This window comes from Geobacter sp. AOG2, assembly GCF_019972295.1.
Lineage (GTDB): Bacteria > Desulfobacterota > Desulfuromonadia > Geobacterales > Pseudopelobacteraceae > Oryzomonas.
This window is the reverse complement of record NZ_BLJA01000001.1, coordinates 3,304,375-3,330,715: the sequence shown is the minus strand read 5'-3', so window position 1 is coordinate 3,330,715 and position 26,341 is coordinate 3,304,375. Positions and strand designations below refer to the sequence as shown.

25 protein-coding genes, 1 tRNA gene and 1 other RNA gene are annotated in these 26,341 nt (G+C 58.4%); 11 read left to right on the top strand and 16 right to left on the bottom strand.

From position 1 onward, the window contains the following. Nucleotides 1-6: 6 nt before the first annotated feature. The 4 genes from panB to LDN12_RS15130 form a co-directional block, all read right to left on the bottom strand. A complete protein-coding gene (gene panB, locus LDN12_RS15145) occupies nucleotides 7-807 on the bottom strand; it encodes a 3-methyl-2-oxobutanoate hydroxymethyltransferase (RefSeq protein ID WP_223923491.1) in 801 nt (266 codons plus the stop codon). 248 nt (nucleotides 808-1,055) lie between these two features. Continuing rightward, the gene (locus LDN12_RS15140; protein ID WP_223923490.1) at nucleotides 1,056-3,044 is read right to left on the bottom strand and encodes a methyl-accepting chemotaxis protein; all 1,989 of its coding nucleotides are present in this window, start codon (nucleotides 3,042-3,044) and stop codon (nucleotides 1,056-1,058) included. 12 nt (nucleotides 3,045-3,056) lie between these two features. Beyond that, a complete protein-coding gene (locus LDN12_RS15135) occupies nucleotides 3,057-3,434 on the bottom strand; it encodes a PilZ domain-containing protein (RefSeq protein WP_223923489.1) in 378 nt (125 codons plus the stop codon). Between the two features lie 92 nt (nucleotides 3,435-3,526). Then, complete coding sequence (locus LDN12_RS15130; RefSeq protein ID WP_223923488.1) at nucleotides 3,527-4,807, bottom strand: class II fructose-bisphosphate aldolase; 1,281 nt, start codon at nucleotides 4,805-4,807, stop codon at nucleotides 3,527-3,529. 202 nt (nucleotides 4,808-5,009) lie between these two features. On the opposite strand from LDN12_RS15130, the gene mnmH reads away from it, so the two are divergent. Further along, a complete protein-coding gene (mnmH, locus tag LDN12_RS15125; protein ID WP_223923487.1) occupies nucleotides 5,010-6,053 on the top strand; it encodes a tRNA 2-selenouridine(34) synthase MnmH in 1,044 nt (347 codons plus the stop codon). Between the two features lie 15 nt (nucleotides 6,054-6,068). Here the strand turns inward: mnmH and gluQRS are convergent, their stop codons facing one another. Then, the gene (gene gluQRS / locus LDN12_RS15120) at nucleotides 6,069-6,998 is read right to left on the bottom strand and encodes a tRNA glutamyl-Q(34) synthetase GluQRS (protein ID WP_223923486.1); all 930 of its coding nucleotides are present in this window, start codon (nucleotides 6,996-6,998) and stop codon (nucleotides 6,069-6,071) included. 299 nt (nucleotides 6,999-7,297) lie between these two features. On the opposite strand from gluQRS, the gene LDN12_RS15115 reads away from it, so the two are divergent. Then, nucleotides 7,298-8,308, top strand: a complete 1,011-nt coding sequence (locus LDN12_RS15115; RefSeq protein WP_223923485.1) for a GlxA family transcriptional regulator — start codon at nucleotides 7,298-7,300, stop codon at nucleotides 8,306-8,308. 18 nt (nucleotides 8,309-8,326) lie between these two features. Then, on the top strand, nucleotides 8,327-9,127 hold the full coding sequence (locus tag LDN12_RS15110) for a DJ-1/PfpI family protein (protein ID WP_223923484.1): 801 nt from the start codon (nucleotides 8,327-8,329) through the stop codon (nucleotides 9,125-9,127). Between the two features lie 101 nt (nucleotides 9,128-9,228). Here the strand turns inward: LDN12_RS15110 and LDN12_RS15105 are convergent, their stop codons facing one another. The 10 genes from LDN12_RS15105 to LDN12_RS15060 all read right to left on the bottom strand — a co-directional run bounded on the left by LDN12_RS15105 (nucleotide 9,229) and on the right by LDN12_RS15060 (nucleotide 20,207). Next, the gene (locus tag LDN12_RS15105) at nucleotides 9,229-9,987 is read right to left on the bottom strand and encodes a substrate-binding domain-containing protein (RefSeq protein ID WP_223923483.1); all 759 of its coding nucleotides are present in this window, start codon (nucleotides 9,985-9,987) and stop codon (nucleotides 9,229-9,231) included. Between the two features lie 48 nt (nucleotides 9,988-10,035). Continuing rightward, nucleotides 10,036-10,335: a c(7)-type cytochrome triheme domain-containing protein gene (locus LDN12_RS15100; RefSeq protein ID WP_223923482.1), complete on the bottom strand. Its 300-nt coding sequence runs from the start codon at nucleotides 10,333-10,335 to the stop codon at nucleotides 10,036-10,038. A gap of 88 nt (nucleotides 10,336-10,423) precedes the next feature. Beyond that, nucleotides 10,424-11,644: an alpha-hydroxy-acid oxidizing protein gene (locus LDN12_RS15095; RefSeq protein ID WP_223923481.1), complete on the bottom strand. Its 1,221-nt coding sequence runs from the start codon at nucleotides 11,642-11,644 to the stop codon at nucleotides 10,424-10,426. Nucleotides 11,645-11,851: 207 nt separating this feature from the next. Continuing rightward, nucleotides 11,852-12,622 (bottom strand): LytTR family DNA-binding domain-containing protein, encoded by a 771-nt coding sequence (locus LDN12_RS15090; protein WP_223923480.1) that lies wholly within the window; start codon nucleotides 12,620-12,622, stop codon nucleotides 11,852-11,854. Next, a complete protein-coding gene (locus tag LDN12_RS15085; protein WP_223923479.1) occupies nucleotides 12,619-14,334 on the bottom strand; it encodes a sensor histidine kinase in 1,716 nt (571 codons plus the stop codon). Before LDN12_RS15085 ends, LDN12_RS15090 begins: the two co-directional genes overlap by 4 nt. A gap of 172 nt (nucleotides 14,335-14,506) precedes the next feature. Further along, the gene (locus LDN12_RS15080; RefSeq protein ID WP_223923478.1) at nucleotides 14,507-15,763 is read right to left on the bottom strand and encodes a uracil-xanthine permease family protein; all 1,257 of its coding nucleotides are present in this window, start codon (nucleotides 15,761-15,763) and stop codon (nucleotides 14,507-14,509) included. 46 nt (nucleotides 15,764-15,809) lie between these two features. Next, nucleotides 15,810-16,439 carry a uracil phosphoribosyltransferase gene (gene upp / locus LDN12_RS15075; RefSeq protein ID WP_223923477.1) on the bottom strand — a complete coding sequence of 210 codons (630 nt, stop codon included), beginning with the start codon at nucleotides 16,437-16,439 and terminating at the stop codon, nucleotides 15,810-15,812. 88 nt (nucleotides 16,440-16,527) lie between these two features. Beyond that, complete coding sequence (locus LDN12_RS15070) at nucleotides 16,528-16,842, bottom strand: pyrimidine/purine nucleoside phosphorylase (protein ID WP_223923476.1); 315 nt, start codon at nucleotides 16,840-16,842, stop codon at nucleotides 16,528-16,530. A 131-nt stretch (nucleotides 16,843-16,973) separates the two neighbouring features. After that, a complete protein-coding gene (locus LDN12_RS15065; RefSeq protein ID WP_223923475.1) occupies nucleotides 16,974-17,363 on the bottom strand; it encodes a hypothetical protein in 390 nt (129 codons plus the stop codon). Between the two features lie 171 nt (nucleotides 17,364-17,534). Next, complete coding sequence (locus tag LDN12_RS15060; protein ID WP_223923474.1) at nucleotides 17,535-20,207, bottom strand: CBS domain-containing protein; 2,673 nt, start codon at nucleotides 20,205-20,207, stop codon at nucleotides 17,535-17,537. 271 nt (nucleotides 20,208-20,478) lie between these two features. On the opposite strand from LDN12_RS15060, the gene queF reads away from it, so the two are divergent. Both queF and LDN12_RS15050 read left to right on the top strand, forming a co-directional pair. Next, on the top strand, nucleotides 20,479-20,910 hold the full coding sequence (queF, locus tag LDN12_RS15055) for a preQ(1) synthase (protein ID WP_223923473.1): 432 nt from the start codon (nucleotides 20,479-20,481) through the stop codon (nucleotides 20,908-20,910). A 200-nt stretch (nucleotides 20,911-21,110) separates the two neighbouring features. Then, the gene (locus LDN12_RS15050) at nucleotides 21,111-21,674 is read left to right on the top strand and encodes an elongation factor P (RefSeq protein WP_223923472.1); all 564 of its coding nucleotides are present in this window, start codon (nucleotides 21,111-21,113) and stop codon (nucleotides 21,672-21,674) included. A 71-nt stretch (nucleotides 21,675-21,745) separates the two neighbouring features. Here LDN12_RS15050 and LDN12_RS15045 read toward each other — a convergent pair whose 3' ends face one another. Then, a complete protein-coding gene (locus LDN12_RS15045) occupies nucleotides 21,746-22,549 on the bottom strand; it encodes a triphosphoribosyl-dephospho-CoA synthase (protein WP_223924082.1) in 804 nt (267 codons plus the stop codon). 262 nt (nucleotides 22,550-22,811) lie between these two features. Between LDN12_RS15045 and LDN12_RS15040 the strand changes: the two genes are divergently transcribed. From LDN12_RS15040 to LDN12_RS15015, 6 genes are all read left to right on the top strand, one after another. Next, nucleotides 22,812-22,888: transfer RNA gene (locus tag LDN12_RS15040), tRNA-Ile, on the top strand. A gap of 118 nt (nucleotides 22,889-23,006) precedes the next feature. Further along, nucleotides 23,007-24,125, top strand: coding sequence for a Nif3-like dinuclear metal center hexameric protein (locus tag LDN12_RS15035; protein ID WP_223923471.1), 1,119 nt, complete (start codon nucleotides 23,007-23,009; stop codon nucleotides 24,123-24,125). A gap of 40 nt (nucleotides 24,126-24,165) precedes the next feature. After that, complete coding sequence (locus tag LDN12_RS15030) at nucleotides 24,166-24,885, top strand: zinc ribbon domain-containing protein (protein WP_223923470.1); 720 nt, start codon at nucleotides 24,166-24,168, stop codon at nucleotides 24,883-24,885. 62 nt (nucleotides 24,886-24,947) lie between these two features. After that, nucleotides 24,948-25,314: RNase P RNA component class A (gene rnpB, locus LDN12_RS15025), an RNA gene on the top strand. A gap of 21 nt (nucleotides 25,315-25,335) precedes the next feature. Further along, on the top strand, nucleotides 25,336-25,869 hold the full coding sequence (locus tag LDN12_RS15020; protein WP_223923469.1) for a hypothetical protein: 534 nt from the start codon (nucleotides 25,336-25,338) through the stop codon (nucleotides 25,867-25,869). A gap of 25 nt (nucleotides 25,870-25,894) precedes the next feature. Then, nucleotides 25,895-26,239, top strand: a complete 345-nt coding sequence (locus tag LDN12_RS15015; protein WP_223923468.1) for a hypothetical protein — start codon at nucleotides 25,895-25,897, stop codon at nucleotides 26,237-26,239. Nucleotides 26,240-26,341: the final 102 nt, after the last annotated feature.

Genomic DNA, 26,341 nt, shown 5'->3' with positions numbered 1-26,341 from the left:
AACCTGCTAATTGAACGAATGGTCGGCGGTGGGAAACTCCCCCGCCCGCACCTCGTCCACATAGCTTTTGACCGCTTCGGAGATGATCGGAGTCAATTCGGCGTAACGTTTGACAAATTTGGGCGAATACTTTTCGCACAACCCCAGGATGTCGTGGATCACCAGCACCTGACCGTCACAATCCGGTCCCGCGCCAATACCTATGGTGGGGATGGATAGTTCGGCCGTGATGCGGGCAGCCAGTGGTGCCGGTATCCCCTCCAGGACCACCGAAAAGGCGCCGGCCTCCTGAACGGCCCGGGCATCCTCCATGATCCGCTCGGCTTGGTCTTTGCGTCCCTGCACCTTATAGCCACCCATGCGGTGGATTGATTGAGGGGTCAGGCCGATGTGGGCCATGACCGGGATGTCAATGCCGGATACCGCCCGGATGACGTGGGCCATATTCACGCCCCCCTCGATCTTCACCGCTTCGGCGCCCCCCTCCTTGATCATCCTGCCGCAGGTGCGGCAGGCATCCTCGATTCCGGTCTGGTACGACATGAAGGGCATGTCGGCCACCACCAAAGCTTTGGGATCGGCGCGCCTGACGGACTTCACGTGGTAAAGCATCTCATCCATGGTTACCGGCAGGGTCGTGTCGTGTCCGGCCACCACGACGCCGGCCGAATCCCCCACCAGGATCATGTCCACGCCCCCCTGATCCACAAGACGGGCAAAGGGGAAATCGTAAGCGGTCAGCATGGTGATGCGATGACCTTCGTCCTTCATCTGGAAGATATCCGGTATGGTGATTTTCTTGCGCATGCAACCCCTCTTTCCAAAAACAAAAAACGCGCCGGGAAGGCGCGATATCGTTCAGTGCAAAAGCCATGCAATGCACTGGCGGGTATTCCCTTCCGTCCCGGTTCGTTGCCGAATCCTGGCGGTATATTGATCGTACTTTCCGGTCCCGTGCCTGATCGACCCCCAGTGGGTAGCCGTCATGAAAACCGAGCGTTTATTTATATCAAAAAACCTATAAAAGGGCTACAAAAAAAATCCTCTGCGCCTACCTAACTGTTCAGGTTCCTCATGGACTCCAGTTCCTTAATCACCTCTGCGCCCTGGTCGCGGCGGGTTTCCATATTGTCGAACATCTCTTTCACCATCCCGCCGACCGACTCGACGATCCGGCTGATGCGGAGGCCATCTTCCACCTGGCGGGAGGTGGAATCGACCATTTCATGGGCCATCTCCTTGATGGTTTCGATGGAGCGGGCGATACTTCTGGTGGCCTTGGACTGATCGGTGGAAGCCGCAAATATTTGGGTCGTCATGGCGCTGATGTCTTCCATGGACTTTGCGACCAGATGAACGCTCATGGCCTGCTCTTCCGTGGCCTGCTTGATCTGCTGGGTCATGTCCATGGAACAGACTGAGCGGTCGTAGATGGCCTTGAGGGTTTCACCGGTCGAGTTGCCCAGTTCGACGCCGCGTTGCACCAGCCCCTTGGTGGCGGTGATATTATTGGCGGCGGTTTTTGATTCGCTCATGATCTGTTCGATAATGGAGGTGATCTCGCTGGTGGAATGTCCCGTCTGGAGCGAAAGAGTCCGGATCTCCTCGGCAACCACGCCAAAACTCTTGCCGTACTCGCCCGCCTGGGCGGCGATGATTGAGGCATTCAGAGCCAGCAGGTTGGTGCGCTTGGTGATGTCGTTGATCACATTGACGATATTCTCGATCCTGTTGCTGTTCTCGGACAACCGCGTGATGGCATCGTAGGAGAGCCCGACCGATGTCTGAATTTCTGCCAGGGAGTCGATTGTCTCGGCAACCACGGCCCGGCTCTCGTCCGCATGGGATTTCACCTGACTGGACACCTCATGGGAGATGGCTGCGCTTTGTTCCACATTGCCAATGGTACTGCTGATCTCCTCCATGGCGGATGCCGATTGCAGCACGATGCCGGTCAGGTGGTCCAGGTTGCGAGTGACCTGCTCAATGGTTACCGATATCTCGCTGACCGCGGTGCTGGTTTCATCCACCGAGGCCATCACCCCTTCGGCAGCCGAGGCGATGACGGCTGCGCCGTCGGCAACCGACTCGACGCTTTCTTCGAGATTTTTGACATTCTTGAAATGCTGCTCGCGGCTGCTCAGCAGGAAAGCAAACGAGTTTTCCATCTCCGTCGTCAGGGTGTCGATGGAGGCCAGAAGGTTGATACGCGTGATGGTCGACGCGATCTGGTCGGCAAAGAGCATGATCGTATCGACGTCAGAATCATTCAGAGGACGGCGGCTGGATTTATTGTCGATGCCGAAAACGCCGACGGCCTCGCCCTTGACTACAATGGGACAGAGAACAAAGCTCCTGGAGCGTAACGGCTCCAGGCCGTTGTAGGGCGGCTGCAGATGATATTCTTCGGGGTAGTGGGTGATATTATCAACCAGAAATACCTTTTTTTCGACCAGACACTTATGAATCACGCCAATTCTCTCGTCGAGCGGCAACGTCACTCCGGCAGCCTCGTAATTATCAGTGCCGGCGGTCGTGACAAAACGGAGTTCCGTGCCGTTCTGGACCATGAGAATGTTGACCCGCTCATAGCCCAGCACCTCATGAAGTCCGGCGGCGCACAGCCGCAGGATTTCGTCCAGGTTGAGGGACATCTGCATCTTGCTGCTGATCTGATGAAAGTTTTTTATATTGTTGTCGAGCACCTTGTAACGGTTCTCGAATATCTCTTTCTGGGATGCAACTTCCTTATGGAGAACATCCAGCTCCGTGGCCCGCTCGCGCAGTTCATCGTCGTTCTGCCCGATCAGGTACCCCAGGCCAGCCAGGACTATGGCGGTCCCGAATCCCATGTAATTATACAGAACAAGGTGTTCGGACGAGGCAAGAATATCATCGAGGATCTGACCAATCAGCGGTTTTCCACTATCGTAAAACAAGAGCGTGCGGATAATGATCCAACCGATAGGTGCGCTGCTGCCGAGCAGAAAACCGGACAGCGCTAGTGCCTTGGAGCGCTTTCTCGCAATGAGTTCTTTACGCACGATGATCTTTTCTCACTTTTCTGTGGCAAACTTTTCGTCGATGGAGTGGTAAATTTCCTCCATTGCCTTCTCTGCATCGTCGCTATTGTAGGCAATGATATTCTTAAGGTGGGTATAGGAGTCCAGGTCTATCTTCTCGAAGGTAAAGGCAATGCCGTTCTCGGCCTCCCGGCTTACCCTGCCGCTGAAGCCGACAAACAGTTCCGGAGACGTTCCCGTAAGGACGATGGTGATCTCCACCGGTTCGCCTTCCGGCAAACGCTCCTCGGTAATAAGCAGCATGCCGCTCATGCTGAGGTTCTCCACATTTCCATAAAACTGGCGGTCTGCTGTCTTCACGGTGGCATTAACACGGAAGGGGACGCGGGAAAACTTTCTCGTACTACTCATGGAAGTATCTCCTGAATTCGTGCGGCGGGACCTGTGCATCTAAAGCGCAGGTCGCACCTTTGCAGGTAGTTACACCGAACCGTGCCTTTCGATCAGTCCTCGAAGTTGCCTTCGGGACCCTTGTTGCCGGCGATGGATTTTGCCCGCTCTACGATATGCTCTCTGGTCCAGTGGGCCGGGTCCTCAACCTGACTCCCTTTGGGGCCAAGGTCGTAGGAACCTGCTTTGAGGATGGCCTCCACGGCCAGCGGCGCCGTGTCTCGAGCATTGAACACCTCTGTCATGATCTTGTAGGCGAAATCCTCGACCCGTTTGGCCATCCGCTCCCTGATCGCCTTGGGCTGTGCCAGGAGTTTGTTCTCAAAGGGAAGGTTCAGGTTTTTGTAGTCACCTTTTTTCCATCCTTTGGATTCGGCATAGGCAACCATCTCGGCCCACAATTCCTCGGTCATCCCTTCGCCCGGCACCTTGATGAAGTTGCCGTTCCCGTCCAGTTGAGCGTTTCCGTAGTCGTTTACCTCCAAGCCCCAGGAAATCATCTGCAGGGCAGTGGCGACATTTGCCTTGGTGGTAGCGGTATTCTGGGCGATCTCCCGCAAGCGTTCGGAGCTGTTACCCGAGGTGCCATGCTGGGCGCCACTGAGCTTGTACGGGATAAGGGCGTGGTGAATGTCGGCGGTCAGGCCGACCTGGATGCCGGCGTCGCTCGCTTCGAGACCGTGGGTAGTTCCGTTGTTGAGGGCGATCCAGTCGGGGAAGATTTCATGGGCGTTCAACCCTTGAATCAGGAACTTTGCCTCGGGAACGGTGGAAAGCCCCTCTTTCCCCTTGATCTCGCCCACCTCGGTCTCAAGACCGGCCCACTTCGGAATGAAAGGATTGATCTCCAGGTTGGCCAGCAGGTTCTGGTCGTCGGGGAGATGAGAGGCATCGATGGCAATAGACGTGATCCCTGCCTCGAACATGCTCGGCACCTCAACCTTGGCGGCAGCAAGGTCCTTGTCGTTCTTGATACCGTAATGATCTGCATGAATGGCGACCGGCACGGTGATCCTCATTTCATTGCAGAGGGCATCAACGATGCGGGCCATGTTCCAGTAATTGACGGCGCAATAGGCCTTTTGGCCCCCTTCCGACTTGGCGATTTCGATAATAAGCGGGGCATTGGCGCGCTGGGCGGCGGCGAGCGCCCCGCGGATGACGAAGTAGTTACGGCCATTGGCGGCCAAGGTCACCGCCTTGCCCTTGGCAAGCATGGCCCGGTCAATGACCTTGCCGCTGACGATCAGAGCCTTGGAATTGGGAAAGAGCTCACAGATCGTGGGGGGGCGCCCCACCTGAAGTGCTTTTTCGAAATCTGCCTCGTAAGCCATACCACCCTCCTCTTATCGATAGTATCTGTACCCCGCCGTTGAATATCAGTGTTGTATTCTTTTGAAATAACGATGTTTTTTAATCAGTATACGGCCGTTTATAAATATCATGTAACCGCACCGGAATCAAGGAGTAAACAGTGCACTTCCCTGTTGCCAGACCGGGATGCATCACCTATAATCAACCATTCGGAGCCGAGCCATGCCTCAAACCATATCATTCACCACGTCACTGTTGGACACGCACTGCATCATCGACGTCCGCACCCCGCTGGAATTCGCCGAGGACCATCTGCCCGGCGCAGTCAATATACCCATCCTCACTGATGAGGAGCGTGTAGAGGTCGGCACGCTCTATAAACAGACTGGTCCCCAAAAGGCCCGCATACGCGGCCTGGAACTTACCTGCGGCCGTTTTGCCGCCATGGTGCATGACGTCATCGACCAAGCGGCCGGCAGGCCGGTATTGGTCTACTGCTGGCGCGGCGGCCTGCGCAGCCTTTCCATGACCATACTGCTGGAGATGAGCGGCTACCCGGTGGTACAGCTCAAGGGTGGGTACCGGGCCTTTCGTAATCAGGTTATCTCCTACTTCGAAGATTTCAACCCTCCGGGACAGCTGATCGTCATCCACGGCATGACCGGCACCGGCAAGACCACCTTTATCAACGGCCTGGACCGGGAATCATGGACTGTGATCGACCTGGAAGGATTGGCCTGCCATCGCGGCTCCGCCTTCGGCGAGGTCGGGCTCGTCCAGGCAATCAGCCAGAAACGCTTTGATACCCTCCTGTGGGACGCATTCCGTAACGCCCCCGACGGCCGACCGGTCATTGTGGAGGGGGAAAGCCAGCGTATCGGCAAAATATCACTCCCCGGAAGAGTCTATGAGGCCATGGGCGATGGGTGCAAGATCTGGTGCCATGCCTCCCTGGAGACCCGGGTGCACCGGCTATCCGTGGAGTATGCATGTGATGAGTACCGGGAGGCCATGACCGTGGCCTTGGAACGGATCAGGAAGAAGCTGGGGGGAGTACGGTACGCCGAGATCAAGGCGCTCTTGGAGTGTTGGGACGTGGAAGGGGTTGCCCGGGGGTTGATTGAACACTACTACGACCGGCTCTACTACAAAAACCGCCCCTGGATTCCGGACGTGGAGATTGACCTGGAAGACTTCAGCGTGGCCGGTCAACGCCTGGCCGAGTTCTGGGGCGAACGACAGGGCCACGGGCCAGCCCCGCAGTAGAATCCCACCGGCCTTCTAGATGGCCAGTTCCCCTCCTATGGCCGGCAGACTGGTGGCATCAAAACAGCCGACAGCCCAGCGGAGAATCTCGTCGCATGGTGCACCGCTCATCCCGTGCGGCAGCCCCTGCCCAAGAAACCGGAGTACAGCCAGCAGCAAGTATCCCTCTTTGCCGCGCCAGTTCCCCAGATGATGGGAGACCAGGTTATCCCGCTTGCTGAGCTTTGCCCCACCTGGTCCGGTCACCAGGGGGATGTGACAGTAGACGGGCCGCTCAAGCCCGAGCAACCCCTGAATGTAGACCTGTCTCGGCGTCGAGGGGAGCAGATCCTCACCTCTCACCACTTGGGTCACCCCCGTGAGGTGGTCATCCACCACCACCGCCAATTGGTAGGCGATCTCCCCATCCCCGCGCCGCACCACGAAATCCCCGCACCGGCCCCCCAAATCCTGGCAGATCATCCCCTTGTGCAGATCGTGAAAACAGGCCTGCTCGTCCGGCACGCGCAGGCGCCAGGAACGGACCGTCGTCCCTGTCCGCATCCCGCACCGACAGGTACCGGGGTAAGGGATGCAGTCATCATCCGGATGGGGCGCCGAGGCGGACTGAGCGATCTCCCGGCGCGAACAGCCGCAGGGATAGACCAGGCCGGTTTCGCACAATTTGCTGAAATAATGTCGGTAGGCCTCCCGATTGGAACTCTGCCGGGAGACCTGGCCATCCCAGCAGAGTCCGAAAAGCTCCAGAGTCTGCATGATGTCGTCGGCCATGCCCGGCACCTGGCGCGGGGCATCCAGGTCGTCGATGCGCAGCAGCCAGCGCCCACCCGCGCTCCGGGCCATGAGCCAACTGGCCACGGCCGTCGCCAGGGAGCCGGTATGCAGGGCGCCGGTGGGTGACGGGGCAAAGCGACCCACGGGCAGTTTGGGGGTTTCGTCAGGCATGGGGGTATTCCGTTTTTGAGGTTGTGCCGACCGGTGCAGAAAGCGACCACAGTCATCCATCCTGCCCTTCAAGCACGACACTTGTATCATATTTCCCCGTCCATTGCGAGATTCGCCGCCGTGCTGCGAGCTTTGTTTTTCCCGATCGACGCCCATCCAGCTCCCGATGAAGAAAGTGCCGCCGGAAAACGGCCCGTGGCGTTTTGGCCACTGAGGGCACGATAAACGTTTCCCCATTTGGCCGAAATTACGTGTTTATTGTCATTGTGCCAGACATATTCCTGCGCTAAGGTGGCGCCATGAAACATCAGCCCCGCACATCCACCACCATCGACACCCCATTGCTCGTGACGATGGCCGTTTACGACGGCGCCGAGATCCTGGACATAACCGGCCCGCTGGATGTTTTCGTCCTTGCCAATGCCGTACACCGGGAAAATGGCGGCACGGGGACGCTCTATCGGGTAGAAATCGCGGCCGGCGCCAAAGACGCCGTTGTGGTGACGTCGTCTGGAATCAGGCTTTTGGCCGATACATCCTGGCCGGACTGTTCCGGAGCGGATACGTTTCTGGTGGCCGGCGGCCCGGCGGCAGAGCAGGCGCCGGAAGATCTGGTGGACTGCCTGCGCCGGACGGCGCCTCTGGCGCGGCGGGTCGGGTCCATATGCACCGGCGCCTTCATTCTTGCGCGGGCAGGACTGTTAGAAGGGCGGCGAGCGGCCACCCATTGGGCCGGTGCCGAACGGCTTCGCCGCCTCTATCCACATGTTGACGTCCATGAGGATGCCATCCATATCAAGGATGGTTCCATCTACACCTCGGCCGGAGTAACGGCGGGAATAGATCTGGCGCTAGCGCTGCTGGAGGAGGATTTCGGCCGCATGCTGGCGCTGGATGTGGCCCGGCTGATGGTGTTGTATTTCAAACGACCCGGGGGGCAGTCCCAATTCAGCACCGGTCTTCTGGCCCAATTTCATGAAGTGGGTCCCCTCGCTCCGACCATTCAGTGGATTCGCGACAACTATCGACGTAACCTGAGCAATGAAGCGCTGGCCGAACATGCTTCCATGAGCCTGCGCAATTTTGCCAGGGTCTTCAAACGGGAGACCGGCGCGACTCCTGCCCATTTTATCGAACGAGTTCGCCTTGAAGCAGCGGTCAAACACCTCGAAGAAACATGTCATACACTGGAAACCGTCGCCCGGGAGTGCGGTTTTCAGTCTGGCGAACACTTCAGGGTGGCTTTTGTGCGCTTCTTCAGGATCACCCCCGGCCAGTACCGGGACCGGTTCCGCTCAGGGACCGAATAATCAGCAAGGGAGGTTACTATGAAATGGATACGCCTTCGGGGTATCGTCATACGAATGTTGATCATGTCGGCGTTCATTGCCGCGGCTTTGCCCGCCGCGGCCGGGGCGGACAAACCGTCGGCGGCGCAGGAGACGCCCTATGAGCGGCAACCAGCACCGGCCGCCAGGCAGGTAACCGTCGGGGTGCTCATTTTCCCCGGCTTCGAGATGCTCGACGCCTATGGCCCCATGGAGATGTGGGGCACCCTGAAGCATGCGCCGGCCCGGGTATGGGGCGGCGAGGAGAAAAGGGTCGGCGTGCGCCTGGTCACCATCGCCGCCAAACGGGGCGAAATCCCCTCGAACCAAGGGCCGAGGACCCAGGCTGATTTCGGTTACGACACCGCTCCGACGCTCGATTTTCTGGTGGTGCCGGGCGGTCTGGGGGTGCTCCCCCTGCTGAAAGACCCGGCAACCATGAACTGGCTGCGGGCGCAGGCGGGGAAGGCCCGGATCGTCATGTCGGTCTGCAACGGAGCCTCACTGCTGGCTGCAGCCGGCATTCTCGATGATCGGCCGGCAACGACCAACAAGATGGCCTTTTACCCTTCGACCGCGCCGGGACCCAAGGTGAAATGGGTCAAGAAAGCGCGCTGGGTGGACGACGGCACGGTTGTCACGTCTTCCGGCGTCTCGGCAGGGATGGACATGAGCCTGGCGGTCATCTCACGTCTGTACGGCAATGACATTGGCGCCTGGCTTGAGCGCGTCACCGAGTACGACGCGCATCGCGACCCGTCGTGGGATCCTTTTGCCGCAATGGCGGGCCTGGTGGAGTAGCTGCCGCACAACACGGGCGCGGCAGGCCGGCGCCCACAAAACAACGAGGCCGCTCCCGGAAGGAGCGGCCTCGTTTGCTCATGATAATGAAACCATACGCCCTATTTGCTGCTTGCCGCCTTGAAGGCGTCCATAACCTTCTGCATCGGGGGGGACGGTGCGCCAACGGTGATGAAGCCCAGCGGACGCTCGATTTTCTTGGTAGCGACGATGGTCACTTGGGCCGGATCGACGAAACCGAGACCGAGACCACCGATACCGCTGGCATCCATAGCCACCTTATCATTCACCTCTTTCACGAAACCAACCGCCTTGGCGCTGGCCTCATATTCGCTGTTAGCCATGACGACCTGCTTGATCAGCCCACGGGTGGCGCTGGCCTTGGCATCGGTATATACGGTAATCGGCAGGTCTTTGCCCCCCACATCCTTCCAGTTGGTGATCTTGCCGGTGTGAATGTCCTTGATCTGTTCCCAGGTAAGACTCTTCACCGGGTTGGAGGGGTGCACGACAAAGACCACCTCGGATTTTGCGATGACATGCAACTTTAAGTCCGGCACCGCCTTGGTGAGTCCGGCCGACTTGGCTGCCTTCACGGTGGCGTCCAGGGAAGCCGACGCCATGGCAGCGTCGCATTTCCCATCGATAAGGTCGATCAACCCCTTGCCGGCATTGCTTTTGCTCACAACCAGCTTGTAGCCGGTGGCCCTTTCCACGGCGGCCTGGTGCGGCGCAACAAGGTCCGTGACGACGCTGGCCGCCCCATTCAGTTTGACCTCCTGGGCAAAGACCGCTTGGGTCAGGCAGAAGGTTATTACGACAGCCAGAATGTTACTTTGCAACCGAAAAACATTGTTCATCGATCATTCTCCTTTTTAAGTTGAATACCATGGCCACGGGGCGCGGCATCAGAATCTTCGGTGACACTTCTCGCAATCGTTGAACACCTTTGCGCCATCGTGGCAGGTAAAGCATGCCACGGCTTTGAAGTGGTCATCCATGGTCATCAGGGCCTTCTTTTTCGTATCGAAGATCGAGCTGTGACAATCCTTGCATACCAGCCCCTTTGATGCATGGAGTCTCCCGTCAAATATGACCCTGCCCTGCCCTGCCCCTCCGTACAGCAGCGCCTTGTCACTGGTGGCGAACACCACGGTGCCCAGGGTGTAGAGAGCCAGGGCGATCACACTTACTAACACGTTTCGCATGGTTATCTCCAGACGATGGGCATGACGGGGAGTTCATCCAACAGGGTGTCCCCCGATGCCCCGCCCTGCCCATCGTTTAATGAGTGATTTATACCAGAATATTCCTGCTCGCCTTTTTCACGTCGGCAGTACCGGTGAGGGTCATTGCCACGACCAACTCGTCCCGCATCTTTTTAAGCATAAGCGCCACACCCTCGGCTCCACCCCCTACCGAGCCCCGGACCAGCGGGCGGCCGACCAGCACCGCATTGGCGCCCAGGGCCAGCATCTTCAGCACATCGGCACCGTAGCGCACCCCACCGTCGGCCAGGATGACCATCCGCCCCTTTACCTTGTCCGCAATTGCGGGCAATACCTGGGCGGTCCCCGGTGTGTGGTCCATAACCCGGCCACCGTGGTTCGAAACGACGATCCCGGCTGCGCCCACCTCAAGCGCCATGGCCGCTTCCTCAGGCGTCATGACGCCTTTAATCAGAAACGGGAGTTTGGTGGATTTGACAATCTCTGCGAGCTGCTTCAAGGTTTTGGGCTCGACGGTTTTGCCCGGCAGGGCGCGCGCGGCGCGGCCGGCCGAATCGATATCGATGGCAAAAAACGGCGCGCCGGCCTTTTCGATCAGACGTATGCGTTCGATGATTTCGGCCTGGGTGCGCGGTTTGATCTGAGCCACGGCATGTCCCCGGTACTTGGCAACAGTCTTCAGCCTGGTCTCGTAGACGGAGAGCGGGTCGCCGATACCGTCCGCCGCAAACCCCAGGGTGCCGGCCAGGACGCAGCCGCCAATGATTCCCTCGGCGTATTCCTCTTCGCTGACTTTGCCTCCCAATCCCATATTATAGGTCACGCCCCCGGTTATGCCGGAAAGGATCGGCATGGACAGCGTGGCGCCGAACAGGGTCAGGCTCGTATCCGGTTTTTTCACGTCGTGGAAGGTGCGCATGTTCAGGTCGTATTTGGCAAGGGCCTGGAGATTATTCCTGAAGGCCTTGCCCGAATCGATCCCGCCCATGCCCGGCACCTCACCGGAACAGGCAACCCCGTCGCACTCGGGACAGACGCGGCAGCGTGGATACATCTTTTCGCGGGCGACCTTAAGCACGTCGGAAAGCTTCTTGGCACCGCCGCCGGCAGCGGCTGCCGAGGCCGCCTTGGCTTCCTTCTTCGCATCTTCTGCCGCGTGGGCCTCGGTGCGGCCAACTGCCTGCACCGCCAGCACACTGGCCCCTACCACTGCCGCTGTTTTGATGAAATTACGGCGACTTACCCCTGTGCTTTCCTGTTCTGCGGATTCGATCAACCCTTCATACATAACAGCCTCCTTCGATTTGTGGTGACGGAGTCCCGGCCCATGGCCGTTCCCCCAACAATCGCCTTATTGCCTGCGACGATACTCGATAGCGGTGTTATGGATAAGTCAATTATGGTGAATGGCGCAAAATGAGGGATGAATGACAGAAATCCCCGCTGAATGGTCCTGTGTTCCAGGCAGTAGAACAAAACCGAGGGAGAGAAGCTGCTATTTACCTAAAATAAGGCGGTGTTTCAGGTCCTTGGCATTGTACCTACTGACCAGTACCTCGCTACTGCAACTGTCGTTCATGATCAGTTTGCAACTGCCGTTGAACCAGGGGATGATCTCAACGATACAGTTCAGGTTGACCAGCGAGTTGCGGTGGACCCGGACGAAGGAGTAGGGGCCCAGGACGCTTTCCAGGGTGTTGAGGGTGTTTTTCGAGGAAAAGAGGCCATCCGCCGTGTGGATCAGGGTTTCCCCTTCCGCGGCGCGGATAAAAACGATGCTTTCGGGAGGTATGGGGATCATCTTCCCCCCCCGGTGCACCAAAATCCGCTTAATGTCGGGCCTGTCAAGACCATGGGGCATCTCCGGGGGGGCTACGGATACTTTTGCCTTCACCTCTGTGCAAAGGGTTTTCCCAGCCTTATGAATGGACCTGGCCACCCGCTCCAAGGTGAATGGCTTGAGGATGTAATCGAAGGCATCCACGTTAAAGGCCTGGACGGCAAACCGCTCGAACGCGGTGGCGAAGACGACCAGCGGCTTGTCGGGCAGCGCCCTTATCACCTGGGCCAATTCTATCCCGCTCAAGCCGGGTAGTTGGATGTCCAGAAACACCAACTGCGGCTTGGTTTCGCGAATACCCTGCACTCCCTGGGAAGGGTTGGACGCCTCCCCCAGAATGTCCACATCCCCCACCTGTTCAAGCAGGTAGCGCAACTCCCGGCGGGCCGGCGCCTCATCGTCGATGATAAATACCGTAATGGTCATGCGCCCACCGGTACACAGAAATGGACCGTGGTGCCCTCGCCCGGTTCACTCTCGATCTTCAACCCTTTGTCGCTACCATACAGGGTCGCCAGGCGGCTGTTGACGTTCTTGAGCGCCAGCCCCAGCCCCGCGCCCGCATGAGGCAACGCCGCCTCCGACAGGAGACTTTGGATACGCTCCCGGGATATGCCGACACCGTTATCCTTGACAGAGATGATGATGCCGTTGTCGGTCTTTCTGGCTCCGATACGGATCACACCGCCACCCTCCTTCGGTAAAATGCCGTGACGCACTCCGTTCTCCACCAGCGGTTGAAGGATCAGCGAAGGAACGTTGCACGACAGGGCCTCCTCGTCTATATCGTAAACAATGGAGAGCCGCTCCTCGAACCGGGCTTTTTCGATGGCAATATAGGCCTCGCAATGCTCCAGTTCGACCGACAGCGGCACCTTGTTGGCTGTTGGGTTGATATTCTTGCGAAAAAACTCGGCCAGCTTCACCAGCAGACAGGAGGCGGTCTGCGGGTCGGTTCGGGTATAACTGATGATGGTGGAGATGGCATTGAACAGAAAGTGGGGATTGATTTGGGCTTGAAGCGCCTTGATCTCGGCCTCAGCCACCAGCTTACGCTGGAACTCGATCTCACCGAGTTCCAGTTGGTTGGAGAACAGGTGGGCAAGACCGTTGGCCAACTCCACGTCCAACCTGCTGATGGCATACTCCTTCAGGCGGTACAACTCCATGACTCCTACGGTTTTGCCCCACTTTTTGAGAGGCACGACAATTGCCGAGCCGAGCTTGCACCCCTGCCCCCCACAGCCGATATCGCTCTTCGTGGAGGCAATGACCACCGTGCCCGTATCAAGGGCGCGCCGCGCGGCAGAAGACAGTGTGTGCCGACCCGGCGCATGCAGTTCACCATCCAGTCCTTCATGGGCCAGGATTTCATTCTCGCTGGAAAGGCATACCGCATCCAGGCCGGTCATCTCCCGGATGATATGCGCCGCCTCCTCAGCCGACTCGCGATTCAGGCCGTGGCGCAGATACGGCAACGTTCTGAAGGCGATATTGAGCGTTGTCTGGGCTTGTTGCGCCACGGCCCGCTCCTGCTCACGAGTCACGGACGCAAGAACCTCCACGAGCACCGCGATGCCGAAGGCGTTGGAGAGAATGCTGGGGAGGCCGATGGTATGTACCACGCCTAAAGCCGCAGCCTCAGGTTGTGCCACAAGCAGAATCAACCCCATTTTGATCGACTCGGCCACGATACCGATGAAAAAGGCCAGTAACGTGTCGAATGTCTTTCGATGCAGTCTGCGGTAGAGCAGGCCCGCCGCGACCCCGGCCAGCGGTGTCGCAATAGCGCAGGAGAGCGAGGTCACCCCGCCTATATCGTAGAAATAGCGGTGCACCCCGGCGATGATGCCGGCGAACAGGCCAACCAGGGGGCCTCCCAGAATACCGCCGATGACGACCGGAACGGTACGCAGATTGGCGATAGCGCCATGTACCGGGAAGCCGTAATAGGTGGCAATGATGCCTGCCAACCCGAAATAAACGGCATGGAACAGCTTCTCTCGGCTGCTCGCCGTGGCTACCTTACCGGTCAAAAGTCGCCGGAATAACTCGAATCTCAACATAAGGAAAAAAAGAACGACAAGAATTCCCAACCGCTCGAAGAGATCAAGACACAGACTGATCATTTCATCCATGCAATCACCGTGCAGTCCCACCTGTATTCAGTAACGAGAAGAGATTGATCCATAACATAAATCACTCCGGCCGAGCGAGTAAAAAGCAGATATGCCCACCTCCGCGAACGGCACGGCTACCGGTTCTCCGGAGTGCGTTTTTTCAAGGCCGCGGCCCGCCGCCCACCCTCGGTCAGGAGGCGTGCTGCTGTTCCGACTCGTGCTCCTTGTCCCGCGGCAGGATCAGGTTCAGCAGGATGGCGCTGATACCGCACAGGCTGACGCCCTGCAGGCTGACGCCGCCCAGATGGAGCGTCAGACCGCCGATGCCGAACACCAGCACCAAGGAAACGATGATCAGATTGCGCGGGCGGTGCATGTTGACCCGTGCATGGATCAGGGTGTTAAGGCCAACTGATGCGATGCTGCCAAACAGCAGCATCATGATCCCCCCCATGACCGGGACGGGGATGGATTGCAGGATGGCGTTGAACTTACCGAAAAACGCCATAAGGATGGCGAAGCAGGCAGCCCAGGTCATGATGACCGGGTTGTAGTTGCGGGTGATCATCACCGCCCCGGTCACCTCGGCGTAAGTGGTCACCGGCGGTCCACCGATGAGTCCCGCGCAGCATACCGCCAAACCGTCGCCCAGCATGGTGCGGTGCAGACCGGGGTGCTCCGTGTAGTCCCGCCCCGTGACGGCACCGATAGCAACGATGTCCCCCACGTGCTCGATGGCCGGGGCCAGTGCGACCGGGATCATGAACAGCACCGCAGACCAGTTCCATTGGGGTGCCACCAAGTGAGGAAGTGCGATCCAGGGGGCGGCGGCGATCTTGCTGAAATCCACCAACCCCAAGGATACGGACAGGCAATACCCTACCGCCACGCCGGAGAGGATCGGCAGGAGGCGGAAAAGCCCCTTGGCCTTGGTCGCCACCAGCGCGGTGGTCGCCAGGGAGCCGCCCGCTATCAGCAGGGCGGTGGTGTAATCCACCAAAACCGCCTTACCGTCGCCGGTCTTGCCCATGGCCATGTTGACCGCTACGCTGGCCAGCCCCAGGCCGATGATCATGATAATCGGCCCCACCACCACCGGAGGCATGATCCTGTGGATGAACCCGACCCCCTTGAGGTAGATGACGGCACTTAACGCCAGGTAGAGCCAGCCCGCAGCAAAAAGCCCCGAAAGTGTTGCGGGAAAACCCCACGTCTGGGTACTGTAGATGATCGGAGCTATAAAGGCAAAGGACGATCCGAGATAGATAGGGACCTTACGCTTGGTGCAAGCCTGAAAAATCAGCGTACCGATGCCGGAGCCCAGAAGGGCCATACTTGGGCTCATGCCGGTGAGGATTGGCACCAGCACCAGAGCGCCGAAGGCCACGAAGAGGATCTGGGCGCCAGCCAGCGCCTGGCGCCAGACCGGTTCAGGGGGAAGATGCATGCTGCATGCTCCTTTAAAGGGTGGGATATTAAGAGATGGATGCGTATTACTTAGTGCCGAATATCTTGTCGCCGGCATCCCCCAACCCGGGCAGGATGTAGCCGTTGCGGTTGAGCCGCTCGTCGATGGCCGCCACATAGATATCCACCTCGGGATGGGCCTCTGCGATGCGGGCGAGGCCTTCCGGCGCAGCCACCAGCGAGAGGACGCGAATCTGTCGGCAGCCGTTCTTCTTCAGCATGACGATGGTGGCGTCGAGGGAGCCGCCGGTGGCCAGCATGGGGTCAATGATCAAGGCCAGACGTTCATCCAGGCGCCCGACAAATTTTTCGTAATAGGTATGAGCCTCCAGAGTCTCTTCGTTGCGCGCCAGCCCCACCACGCTCACCTTTGCGTTGGGGATCATATCCAACACTCCGTTGAGCATGCCGATCCCGGCCCGCAGGATAGGCACCACGGTGACTTTTTTGCCTTTGATCTGCTGAATCTGCACCGCACTGCCATCCCACCCCTCGATACTCTTGCCCTCCAGGGGAAAATCACGGCAGGCCTCGTAGGAGAGAAGGGAGGCGATTTCAGCCGTCAGTTCGCGAAACTTTTTGGTGCTGATGCCGGCCTCGCGCATCAGGCCGATCTTATGTTTCACCAGAGGGTGATTGACTTCGTGGACGCTCATGAAATGATTCCTTTGAGATGGGGATTCCGTGTCTAGTGACATGTCCGGTTAGTTCACCGAACGGGACGCTCGTGTTTGTACAGACCGGCTACGGCAGGAAAGAGCAGCAATAATCCACCACCGTTTCCATCCTCATCAGGAACGTGGAGTGGGCGGGCACGTTGAACGCCTGGCCGGCCGCAACCCGTTTCCATTCCTTTTCACCCTTCAACTGCCATTCCAGTTCACCAGCCAGAATATCCATCTCTTCGGCGGCTCCGGTGGAAAACTCGTAATCCCCCGGCTGCATGACACCCAGCGTCTTCTTGCTGCCGTCGGGGAACAGTACCGTCCTGCTGACAACCTTGCCGTCGAAATAGATATTGGCCTTTTTAACTACCGTAACATTTGTGAACTGCGACATAACATCCTCCCTGATTTTTTTGTGGTATTTACTCACAACCCGCCAGGGGACGCAAAGAAAAAAATGCCTGTTGCAATTTTGCAACAGGCATTGGTTTTCAGTTGCTATAAAGCGGTGCGGAAAAATTCTTATTAGAAGGTCCCCCGCAATAACTCGGCGCGCCAAGTGATGTTTGTCTGGTGCGAGGCAGGTGACTCGGCGAGGTCGGGCAGAACAGTGGGAAGGGCGAACTTGATGCTCCCCTTGTCAATCTGCGCCAGGGAGTGAGCGGATTTGGCTAAGCCATAGGCGGAACCGACCAGGATACCGGAAGCGGCTCCGTAGCCCATGTAATCCAGATGATCTGCAGGTTTCTTGGTAAAGGCCATCAACGCGGCTCCCACCAGTGCGCCGGCGGCGCCGCCGTAAAAACCGTCCTCAAACACCTCACGAAAGACATTATCACCGGCAAAGGCAGATACTGCCGAAGCCAGTATGGCACAGCAGGTGATCAGTGTGACAAAACGTGCCATTGATTTCATATACCACCCTCGCTACGCTGGATTTGTCGTCCTCAGTAAAATGCAGGGATGGTGCCAAAGACCACCAAAAACCCTCCAAATTAAATAATAACCATATTTACAACATGTTAGAGATAAAAACAGGGGCTATTAAAAGAAAACCCGGGGGCAGGACTGGAGAGCACCTCCATGTCAATGATGCGTTTTTGCAACACAACTTCCGTTATCTGACGAAATAAGCAGCAGTGCCAAGGCACGCTCCTGCTCATCATTGACGACCTCTCCGTCGAGGCGGGCCACCAGAAGTCGATCCATGATCCTGCGGAACCGCGGCCCCGGTGCCAGCCCCAACGCAGCCAATCCGTTTCCGTCAAGGGAACAGCGGAGCTGCCGCAGATGGGAAACGTAGTGGGAGATAAAACGCCTGACCTCCTCGCGACTGGCGCGCGCGGCCAGGTAGAGGAGCATCTCCAGTGGCAACCCGTGGAACCATGAATAAATTTCGCTATTACGAACTTCAGGGCTGCGTTTCAATCTCCGTTGAATGACGTCCAAGATTCCTAACGCCCGCCGACGGTGGCAGAAAACCTTGACGGAGACACGCCCTGGCACCGCCAACCGGCGGCAGGCGTCGTGAAACTCGTCGTTGGTGAGCCGGTCACCCAAGGCCAGAAAATAGACCTGCCACTGTTCGCAGATGTCCGGCAGATACAGCAGACGGAACCAGGCAAGGATCCGAGCTGTTTCATCCACAACCCGCCTGGTTTCGGGGGGCAACTTGAGGGCAGGATGGATGAACGGCAACAGGCCGAAACCGGCCATACGGATAATGGCCCCGGCCGGTTCCTTTTCTCGCAGGATCTGGATCAATTCATTCAGAAGGCGCGGCCCTCCCACCTTGTCCAGGACATTCATCCGCACCGCGCTGCGGATCAGGTTTTCGGTATGAGGGGCAATATGAAAACCGAGGCGTTGCTCGAAACGGATCGCCCGAAAGACCCGGGTAGGGTCCTCCACGAAGGAGAGATTGTGCAGCACCCTGACAAGCCGTTCCTGAAGGTCCTGCTGGCCGGCAAAGTAGTCGGTCAGGCGCCCGAACGACCCGCTGTTCAGACACACCGCCAGGGTATTAATGGTAAAATCCCGCCGATACAAGTCGTGGCGCAATGAGGAGCGCTCCACAGTGGGGAGCACGCCGGGCGATTCGTAGTATTCCAGGCGGGTACTGGCCACGTCAATCTTGACGCCGTCCGGGAAGATTACCACCGCCGTGTTGAAGGTCCGGTGACTGCGAACCCTACAGCCGTGGCGGGCCGCAAACTGTTCGGCGAAAAAAATGCCGTCCCCCTCCACCGTGATGTCGATATCCAGATTCGCCACACCCAATAGCAGGTCGCGCACGAATCCGCCGATTGCATACACCGCCAGTCCCAATTCATCGCCGATGGTCCCCAGGTCGTGTAGGAGCTTACAGGCGGCCGCGGGAAGCCGCTTGCCCAGCAGGCCGGCTATAGAGCGGTTTTTTGGGGAAAAGCTGAGGGCTTCCACATCGTACAGCGCCCCCGGTTCGCCCCGGCGACCACCGTACATATGGCGTAACAAGTCCGTGCGCGTCACTGCTCCGGCAAGCTCCTCCCCCCTGAATACCGGCACGAAGCGGCGGTTGCCCTCCACCATATATTCCTGAATGTCGACGATGGGGGTGGTGGGAGCAGCCCGCATGAATTCTGTGTGCATAAAGTCGGTGGCCGGAGCGGCCCCCAGGTTGTGGTAGAGCGCCTTCTCCACGATCTTGCGGGAGATGATCCCGATCATCCGTTCTTCGGACACAACCGGCATGGCGTTACAGTTGTAGCGGGTCAAAAGGTCCCGGGCTTCGGCGATGGTAACATCGTCCGACATGGTCTTGACTGGGGCGGACATGATATCCCCGGCGCAGAATCGGGGGCTGACCTCGATCCGCAGTTGTTCATCCAGACGTTGCAGCACGTGCTGCAACGTCTGGTCCCGGACCACGGCCGATGCGGCGGTTGCGTGGCCTCCCCCGTGGAAACGACGCAGGATATCCCCCACGTTCACCTCCAGGATGCGGCTGCGCGCCACCAGATAGACGCGGCTCTCCATGGAGACCACCACAAAGAGGGTATCCAGATTCTCCATGTCCCGCATCAGGTGGGCAAGGGCGGCGATGTCACCCACATACCGATCACTCGTGGCGTGGGCGATGGAAATATTGACCCCGTTGATTGCCGTGGTCTTGAGTGTGGCCAGCAGCCGTTTCAGGAGTTCCATCTGCTGGCTGCTCAACTCTTGGGAGAGGGCCTCGGCCACCACGTTCACCCGTGCGCCCCGTTCCATGAGCCAGGCTGCCACGCGATAGTCGTCCCGTGTGGTCGAGGCAAACAGCAGCCGACCGGTGTCCTCATGGATGCCGAGCATGATCAGCGTGGCCTCTTCCGGCGTAAGCTCTACACCCTGTTCCATCAGGAGCCCGCCCAGGATGGTGGATGACGAGCCGCAGGTGCAGATCATGCCGCCGGTCGGCCGGATGCTCTGTTCCGTAATCGGGTGATGGTCATAAATATGGATTTCAAGGCCGGGACGCTCCAAGAGGGTTGCAAAACGGCCGATGCGTCCTCCATGCTGACAATCGACGACAATCAGCCGGGTAACAGCATCCAGGTCGATATCTTTGGCGCGAACGACACCGGGAAGATACTCGGGACGGACGCCCAGAAAATCGCGCACCGCCTTTTCCTGGGAGCCGGGAAAGGCGATCAGGGCGCCGGGGTAAAGCCGGGCCGCGGCGACCATGGCGCCCAGACAGTCGAAATCGGCATTGGTGTGGGTGGTTATGACGTCCATTAACGCTCCATCCCCCGAAGATGTGGTATCGCTTGGGAGTCGTATCTCCGCAAGTATACACGCTGTTTATCCAGTTAGACATACTGTTTTGCATTCGCGGCCAATCTGCGCGGCCAGTGCGTTTACTTCATCCTTTGTAATACCGGTCTTTAGCCTTCCGGCGGCGCCTCCACCGCGGAACCCGGTGGGGGCGTTGCAAAGGGTTGCCTGAAACACGACGTAATGGTATTGTGTCGCTCGTTTCGGACCGATCGCAAGGGAGATATATACTATGGCGCTTCACGAAAATCTGAAATCATTGGGAGCCGGGGCGACGGCCTACCGCTACGACCAACCCGACGCCGGGCTTCTGGAATCATTCCCCAGCCCTTTTGCCCAACCGGACATGAATCCGGCCGGGGCCGTGGGCACGTTGCACATCGAATGCCCGGAGTTCACCTGCCTCTGCCCCATGACCGGCCAGCCGGACTTCGCCAAGATCGTCATCGACTACCAGCCTGACCGGCTCTGCGTCGAGAGCAAGAGCCTCAAACTCTACCTTGGTTCCTTCCGCATGCACGGCGAATTCCACGAGGCCAGCGTCAACCGCATCTGCAACGACCTGGTCAAGCTGCTCGAACCGGCTTGGCTGACGGTGCGGGGCGAATTCACCCCCCGTGGCGGCATCCCCTTCTGGCCCACGGCCGAATACCGCAAGAAATAGCACGAAACTACGGCAAATCTGCCACGGAGACACAGAGACACAGAGACACAGAGAAAACCTGGAGTAAGGCAAACAAAGAGCAACAATCCTTATCTTAGTTTACCCCCATGATGTTATGCTTTTCTCTGTGAACCTCTGTGTCTCCGTGTCTCTGTGGCAGATGTTGATTTTGAAAGACTATTATTAACAAGGAGAATCCCATGTTCACCACATCCGACTTCAAAAAAGGGCTCGTCATCCAGTTGGACGGCGCGCCCTGCCTGATCCTTGACGTCACCTTCCAATCACCGTCGGCCCGGGGAGCCAATACCATGGTCAAGACCCGCTACCGAAACCTCATTACCTCCCAGGTTCTGGATAAGACCTTTCGTTCCGGAGATAAGGTGGACGAGGCGGACTATGGCCGCAACAAAGGCCAATTCCTCTATGCCGACGGTTCAAAGGGTGTTTTTATGGATTTGGAAACCTATGAACAGTTCGAGGTGGCCGAGGAGGAGTTCGAAACGCTGGCCAACTACCTGCTGGAGGGCACCGAGGTTGTGTTGGGGCTCTTCGAAGGGCGGCTGGTCAATGTGGAGTTACCCATGACTGTAGAGCTGACCGTCACGGAGACCGCGCCAGCGCTTAAGAACGCCACCGCCACGGCCCAAACCAAGGAGGCCCTCCTGGAGACCGGGCTCAGGTTGCAGGTCCCGCCGTACCTGGAAACCGGAGAAAAAATCAAGGTGGATACCCGCGACGGCAGGTTCATTTCGCGAGCGTAACATCCGGGAAAAAGCGTCACATCAAGCGGCTCCGGAGACCTTACGCAGGATTCCGTCGGCCGCTTTTGCGTTCAAAAGGAGTTCCGTCCCGGAACGCCCAAGAGGCATCCGCAGGCGAGCAGATAGCCGTAGCAGAGTCCCAGCATGTCGGCCACCCCGCCCATGGTAAGATTCATCCTGACATACTCCCTGTTAAGAGCATAAAGAAACGGTTCGCAATCCTCCCCCAAGTCGATGATCCGTTCGAGGTGCCGACCATCCCTCCTGATACGAGAAAGGCCCATGGTGCCACAGCGGTGGAGTGTGGTGGTGTCGTCCACGCATTGCATCAGGCGAGCCAGCATGACAAACGAGGCGATCTTGGGGTGGCCGTGGTGCTCAAGAGCCGTGAGGTACACCGGGACCGCCTCGTCAAAAAGTGCGGGCAGACCGTTCAAGGTCTCCCTCACGATCCCACCCGCGCCGTATCGAACCCTCTGCCGTCGCCCATGGGTGTCCTGTTCCCCCTGGGCGTCAAAGAACTCCCACGCCAGGGCGGCAACCCATTCCCGCAGGCCCTGTTCATCTTCAGATCGCGCATGCCAGCGCGCCACGAGCAACAGACCGCTCAAGAAGAGGAACCCCTTGTGGGTGTTGGTGCCCAGGTCGTTGAGCATGGTCTGTTCGGCCCGCCTGCCAATGGCGGCCTGACGGGTGAAGTCCTCGCCGGAGGCAAGGGAGCCGCACAGTTGGTGGAGATAGCCGGCAATAATCCGGATCGAGCCTTCCATTGTGGCTAAGGACAGGTCGTGGTGGGAACCGCAATCCTCCATGTCCACCAGGCCCGGCTTGGGGGTCATGTACAACTCCATGGCAACCCCCTTGACCAAAAACATGGCCCACTGTTCAATCTCTGAAATTCGCGAGGAGATCATCCGTACTTTTCACCACCATCACATTATCCTCAGGCATTGTTCATGAACATACCAAAGTTTGCCCACCTGTCCAGTATGCTTGCGGTATACAAGCTGTATACAAACGAGGAGGTGGCACATGGTGAAAGCAAGACGTTCTGGGAATATACCGGTCCCTCTGGTAAACAGAAAGTCAAAAGTTCTTGACAGCCTCGACACACTTCCGTAGTATTAGCTCCTCCACGGGCCTATAGCTCAGTTGGCTAGAGCCACCGGCTCATAACCGGTTGGTCCCAGGTTCGAGTCCTGGTGGGCCCACCATTTCACTTACAAGGAAAATGCGCCGGATGCCGGCAAGACTACTACGAACGGGACGCCCCGTACCATCAATTTCTCAAGAGTGCACACCGCAGGGTTGCACTCTTTTTGTTTGTACGCCATGAATACACCAAAACTCTCGGATATACTTGGAATAATTAATAAAATTGCCCCTCCGGATTTGGCTGAATCATGGGACAACTCGGGATTGCAGGTCGGAGACCCGGATGCCGCAATAGAGCGTATCATGGTCGCGCTTGACGCCACTCCGGCCGTCATGGAAGCAGCCCAAAACGCATCCTGCCAACTGCTCGTCACTCACCACCCCCTGCTGTTCAAGCCCCTGAAGAACCTTTCAACCGCCACCCCGCAAGGAAAACTCGTGCATGCCGCCATCAAGGCCAATCTGGCGGTTATCAGCATTCATACCAGCTACGACACGGCTGACGGAGGTTTGAACGACCTGCTGGCCGCACGCCTGGGAGTCTCCGGCTGCCGGCCACTCCAGGTCGCGTGCGGCCGAGAGTTGTGCAAACTGACGGTCTTCGTGCCAAACGACCATCTCGACCGGGTCCGCACAGCGCTGTTTCCCTGGGCCGAAACGCTGGGCAACTACCGCGATTGCTCCTTTAGCGCGTCCGGTGAGGGCACCTTTACCCCGCTGGCCGGGGCAACGCCCTTCATCGGCGCCGTGGGAAACCGGGAACAGGTTTCCGAACAACGCCTGGAACTGCTCATGGACCGCCGCAATCTGCCGCGGGCCATAAGAGCCCTTCTGGCCGCCCACCCTTACGAGGAACCGGCCTTTGACATCTATCCCCTGCTCAACGAGGGCAAGCCACTCGGACTGGGCAGAGTCGGCTCCCTGGCGGAGCCGACCGACTTGGCCGGCTATGCGGCCCGGATCAAAACAGCGCTGAATGCGCCGGGCCTTCGCTATGCCGGTGATCCCACGGCCGTGATCAAAAAAGTGGCACTGTGCAGCGGCAGCGGGGCATCGCTCTTGCGCGAGGCGGCCCGTCACGGGGCCGACGTATTGGTAACAGGCGATGTGAAATACCACGATGCCCGCGATGCCTACGACCTGGGCATCGCCGTGATCGACGCCGGACATTTTCCCAGTGAGATCATTATGGTGGACGACGTGGCCGAACGCTTAGGCCGCATGCTGTCCGAGTCGGGCTACGGAAACTGTTGCACCGTACCGTGCCGTATCGAATCCGACCCCTTGAGAGTCTGATTGACATACACAATATTTTAGTACCGGGAGGAAGCTGATTTTGAAAAAGAGACTTGAGATGTTGGAACAACTCCAGGAGATCGATTACCTGATCGACAACCTGAAAACCGCTCGAAATGGGCTGGCGGAAGAGATGAGCGGGATCGAACAGGCCCTGATCGAAGCCCGTCAGGAACTTGCCGGACTGGAAGGCCGCGTGGCACAGATCGAGCAGGAAAAAGGAGAACTGGAGATCAGCCAGGCCGCCGAGCAGGAAAACATCCGGCGCTCCGAGACCAACATGAAGGAAATCAAGACCAACAAGGAGTACCAGGCCGTTGGCCGGGAGATCGCCGCTGCCCGCAAGCAAGCTGCGGAGATTGAAGAGCAAACGCTGCAGAAGATAGGCCAGATCGAAGAGTTGAATACGGAGATCGCCAACCGCAGAGAAATTCTTGCCGAGTTGGAACAGAACACCTCTCAGCGCCGTGACGAGAAGCAGGCCGAGATCGACAAGGTCCAGCAGGACATCGATACCGACGCCGCCCGGCGCGAGGCCATCACCAAGGAGTTGCCGACCAGTCTGGTCAAGCGCTACGACGCTCTTCGCCAGCAGCGTCGCGGCCAAGCGGTCGCAGTTGCCCGTGACGGCTACTGCCTGGGCTGCAACATGAATCTCCCCCCCCAACTCTACAACAGCCTCTTTAAGGGCGACGAACTGATCAGTTGCCCGCACTGCCAGCGGGTGTTGATCCTGAAACTGCAACCCGCGGTTCAGTAGCCAAAGCGTCGCCGAAGCAATAAGGGCTTTGTCCACCACCGTGGACAAGGCAGCAGTTTGGTTGAAGCAGGACAGATGGCCGCTCTTGTTTACAAGGGAGGAAAGTCCGGGCTCCATAGGGCATGACGCTGGATAACGTCCAGCGGGGGCGACCCCAGGGCAGAGTGCCACAGAGAGAAGTCCGCCTGCCACGGCAGGTAAGGGTGAAAGGGTGAGGTAAGAGCTCACCGGGTCCGACGGCGACGCCGGATGCCAGGTAAACCCCGTCAGGAGCAAGGCCAAATAGGGAGGCGTTAAGGGCGGCCCGCCCGTGCCTCCGGGTTGGCTGCTTGAGGCTGCCGGTAACGGCAGTCCCAGATGAATGACCATCGCCCGGCGAGGGGTAACCCGACCCGGGAACAGAACCCGGCTTATGGACTGCTTCAACCAAAATTTTCACAAGAGATGCAGATGAACGACCAAAAGGCGTGGGAGCGGGGAGTGTGGCTCATGGAGGATATACACGGCCGGCTTCCTCGCCACGCACGACAACAACTCGGGGACCTGCTCGCAGACTACCGGCGGTACAAGTGGGAGATGCTGGCCCTGACCCTGACGGCAGGCAGCGCCGCAGTCTGCCGCGACTGCGGCGGGCAATGCTGTCAGAACGGGAAATACCGCTTCAGCGGACTGGACCTGCTGGCCCTGCTTGACCGGCAGGTATCGGCGCCGACGCCCGATTTCTCCCGGAAACCGTTCTGTCCCTACGGCGATGCCGACGGGTGCCGCATGGAGCCACTCTTCCGACCGCTTGACTGTGTGCTCTTCATCTGCACGGCTGTCGAAGCCCGATTGAAAAATACGGTAATAAACTCGCTGGCCTCTTTGGAACAGAAACTGCGCTGCAACGTGAAACAAGCAGAAATCCTGTTGGAAAGACCGCTCGGCCAGCCGCTCCTGCTGTTGGCCGAACATCCCGTCGACACGCCGGAAGTTATTTCTTGAAACTTGAATATTACGAGGACACGCCATGGTCACCACCCACGATATCGTCCTGATCCACGTTGACAATAAGCCGGGCTTCTACGCCCGCATCGAGGACCTCACCACCGACGTAAAGCCGGGATGGTGGCAGGCACGCCTGATGGTGTTCACCTTCCCGCTCCAGATGTTTACCTGGATACTGGACGAGTCCCAACTCGACGGCGCCCCCTTCACCATGGGCGGCACCCCCATCCGCATGGAGAGGATCGTCTCTCCGGTGGAGCAGGAACGCATCCAGCAAGAGCAGGGGGAAAAGGAGCAGCGGGAGCACTCCGGTCGGCATCCCGGCAACCCTAAGGTCATCTCGCTTTCGGAGCGCCGGAAGAAGTAGGGATTCCGACATATTTGCAACAAAAAACCTCCCCCGTTTCAGGGGGAGGTTTTTTGTTGCAAAAACCTTTACAACTTCACGTTTTATCTTGACATAGCCGTT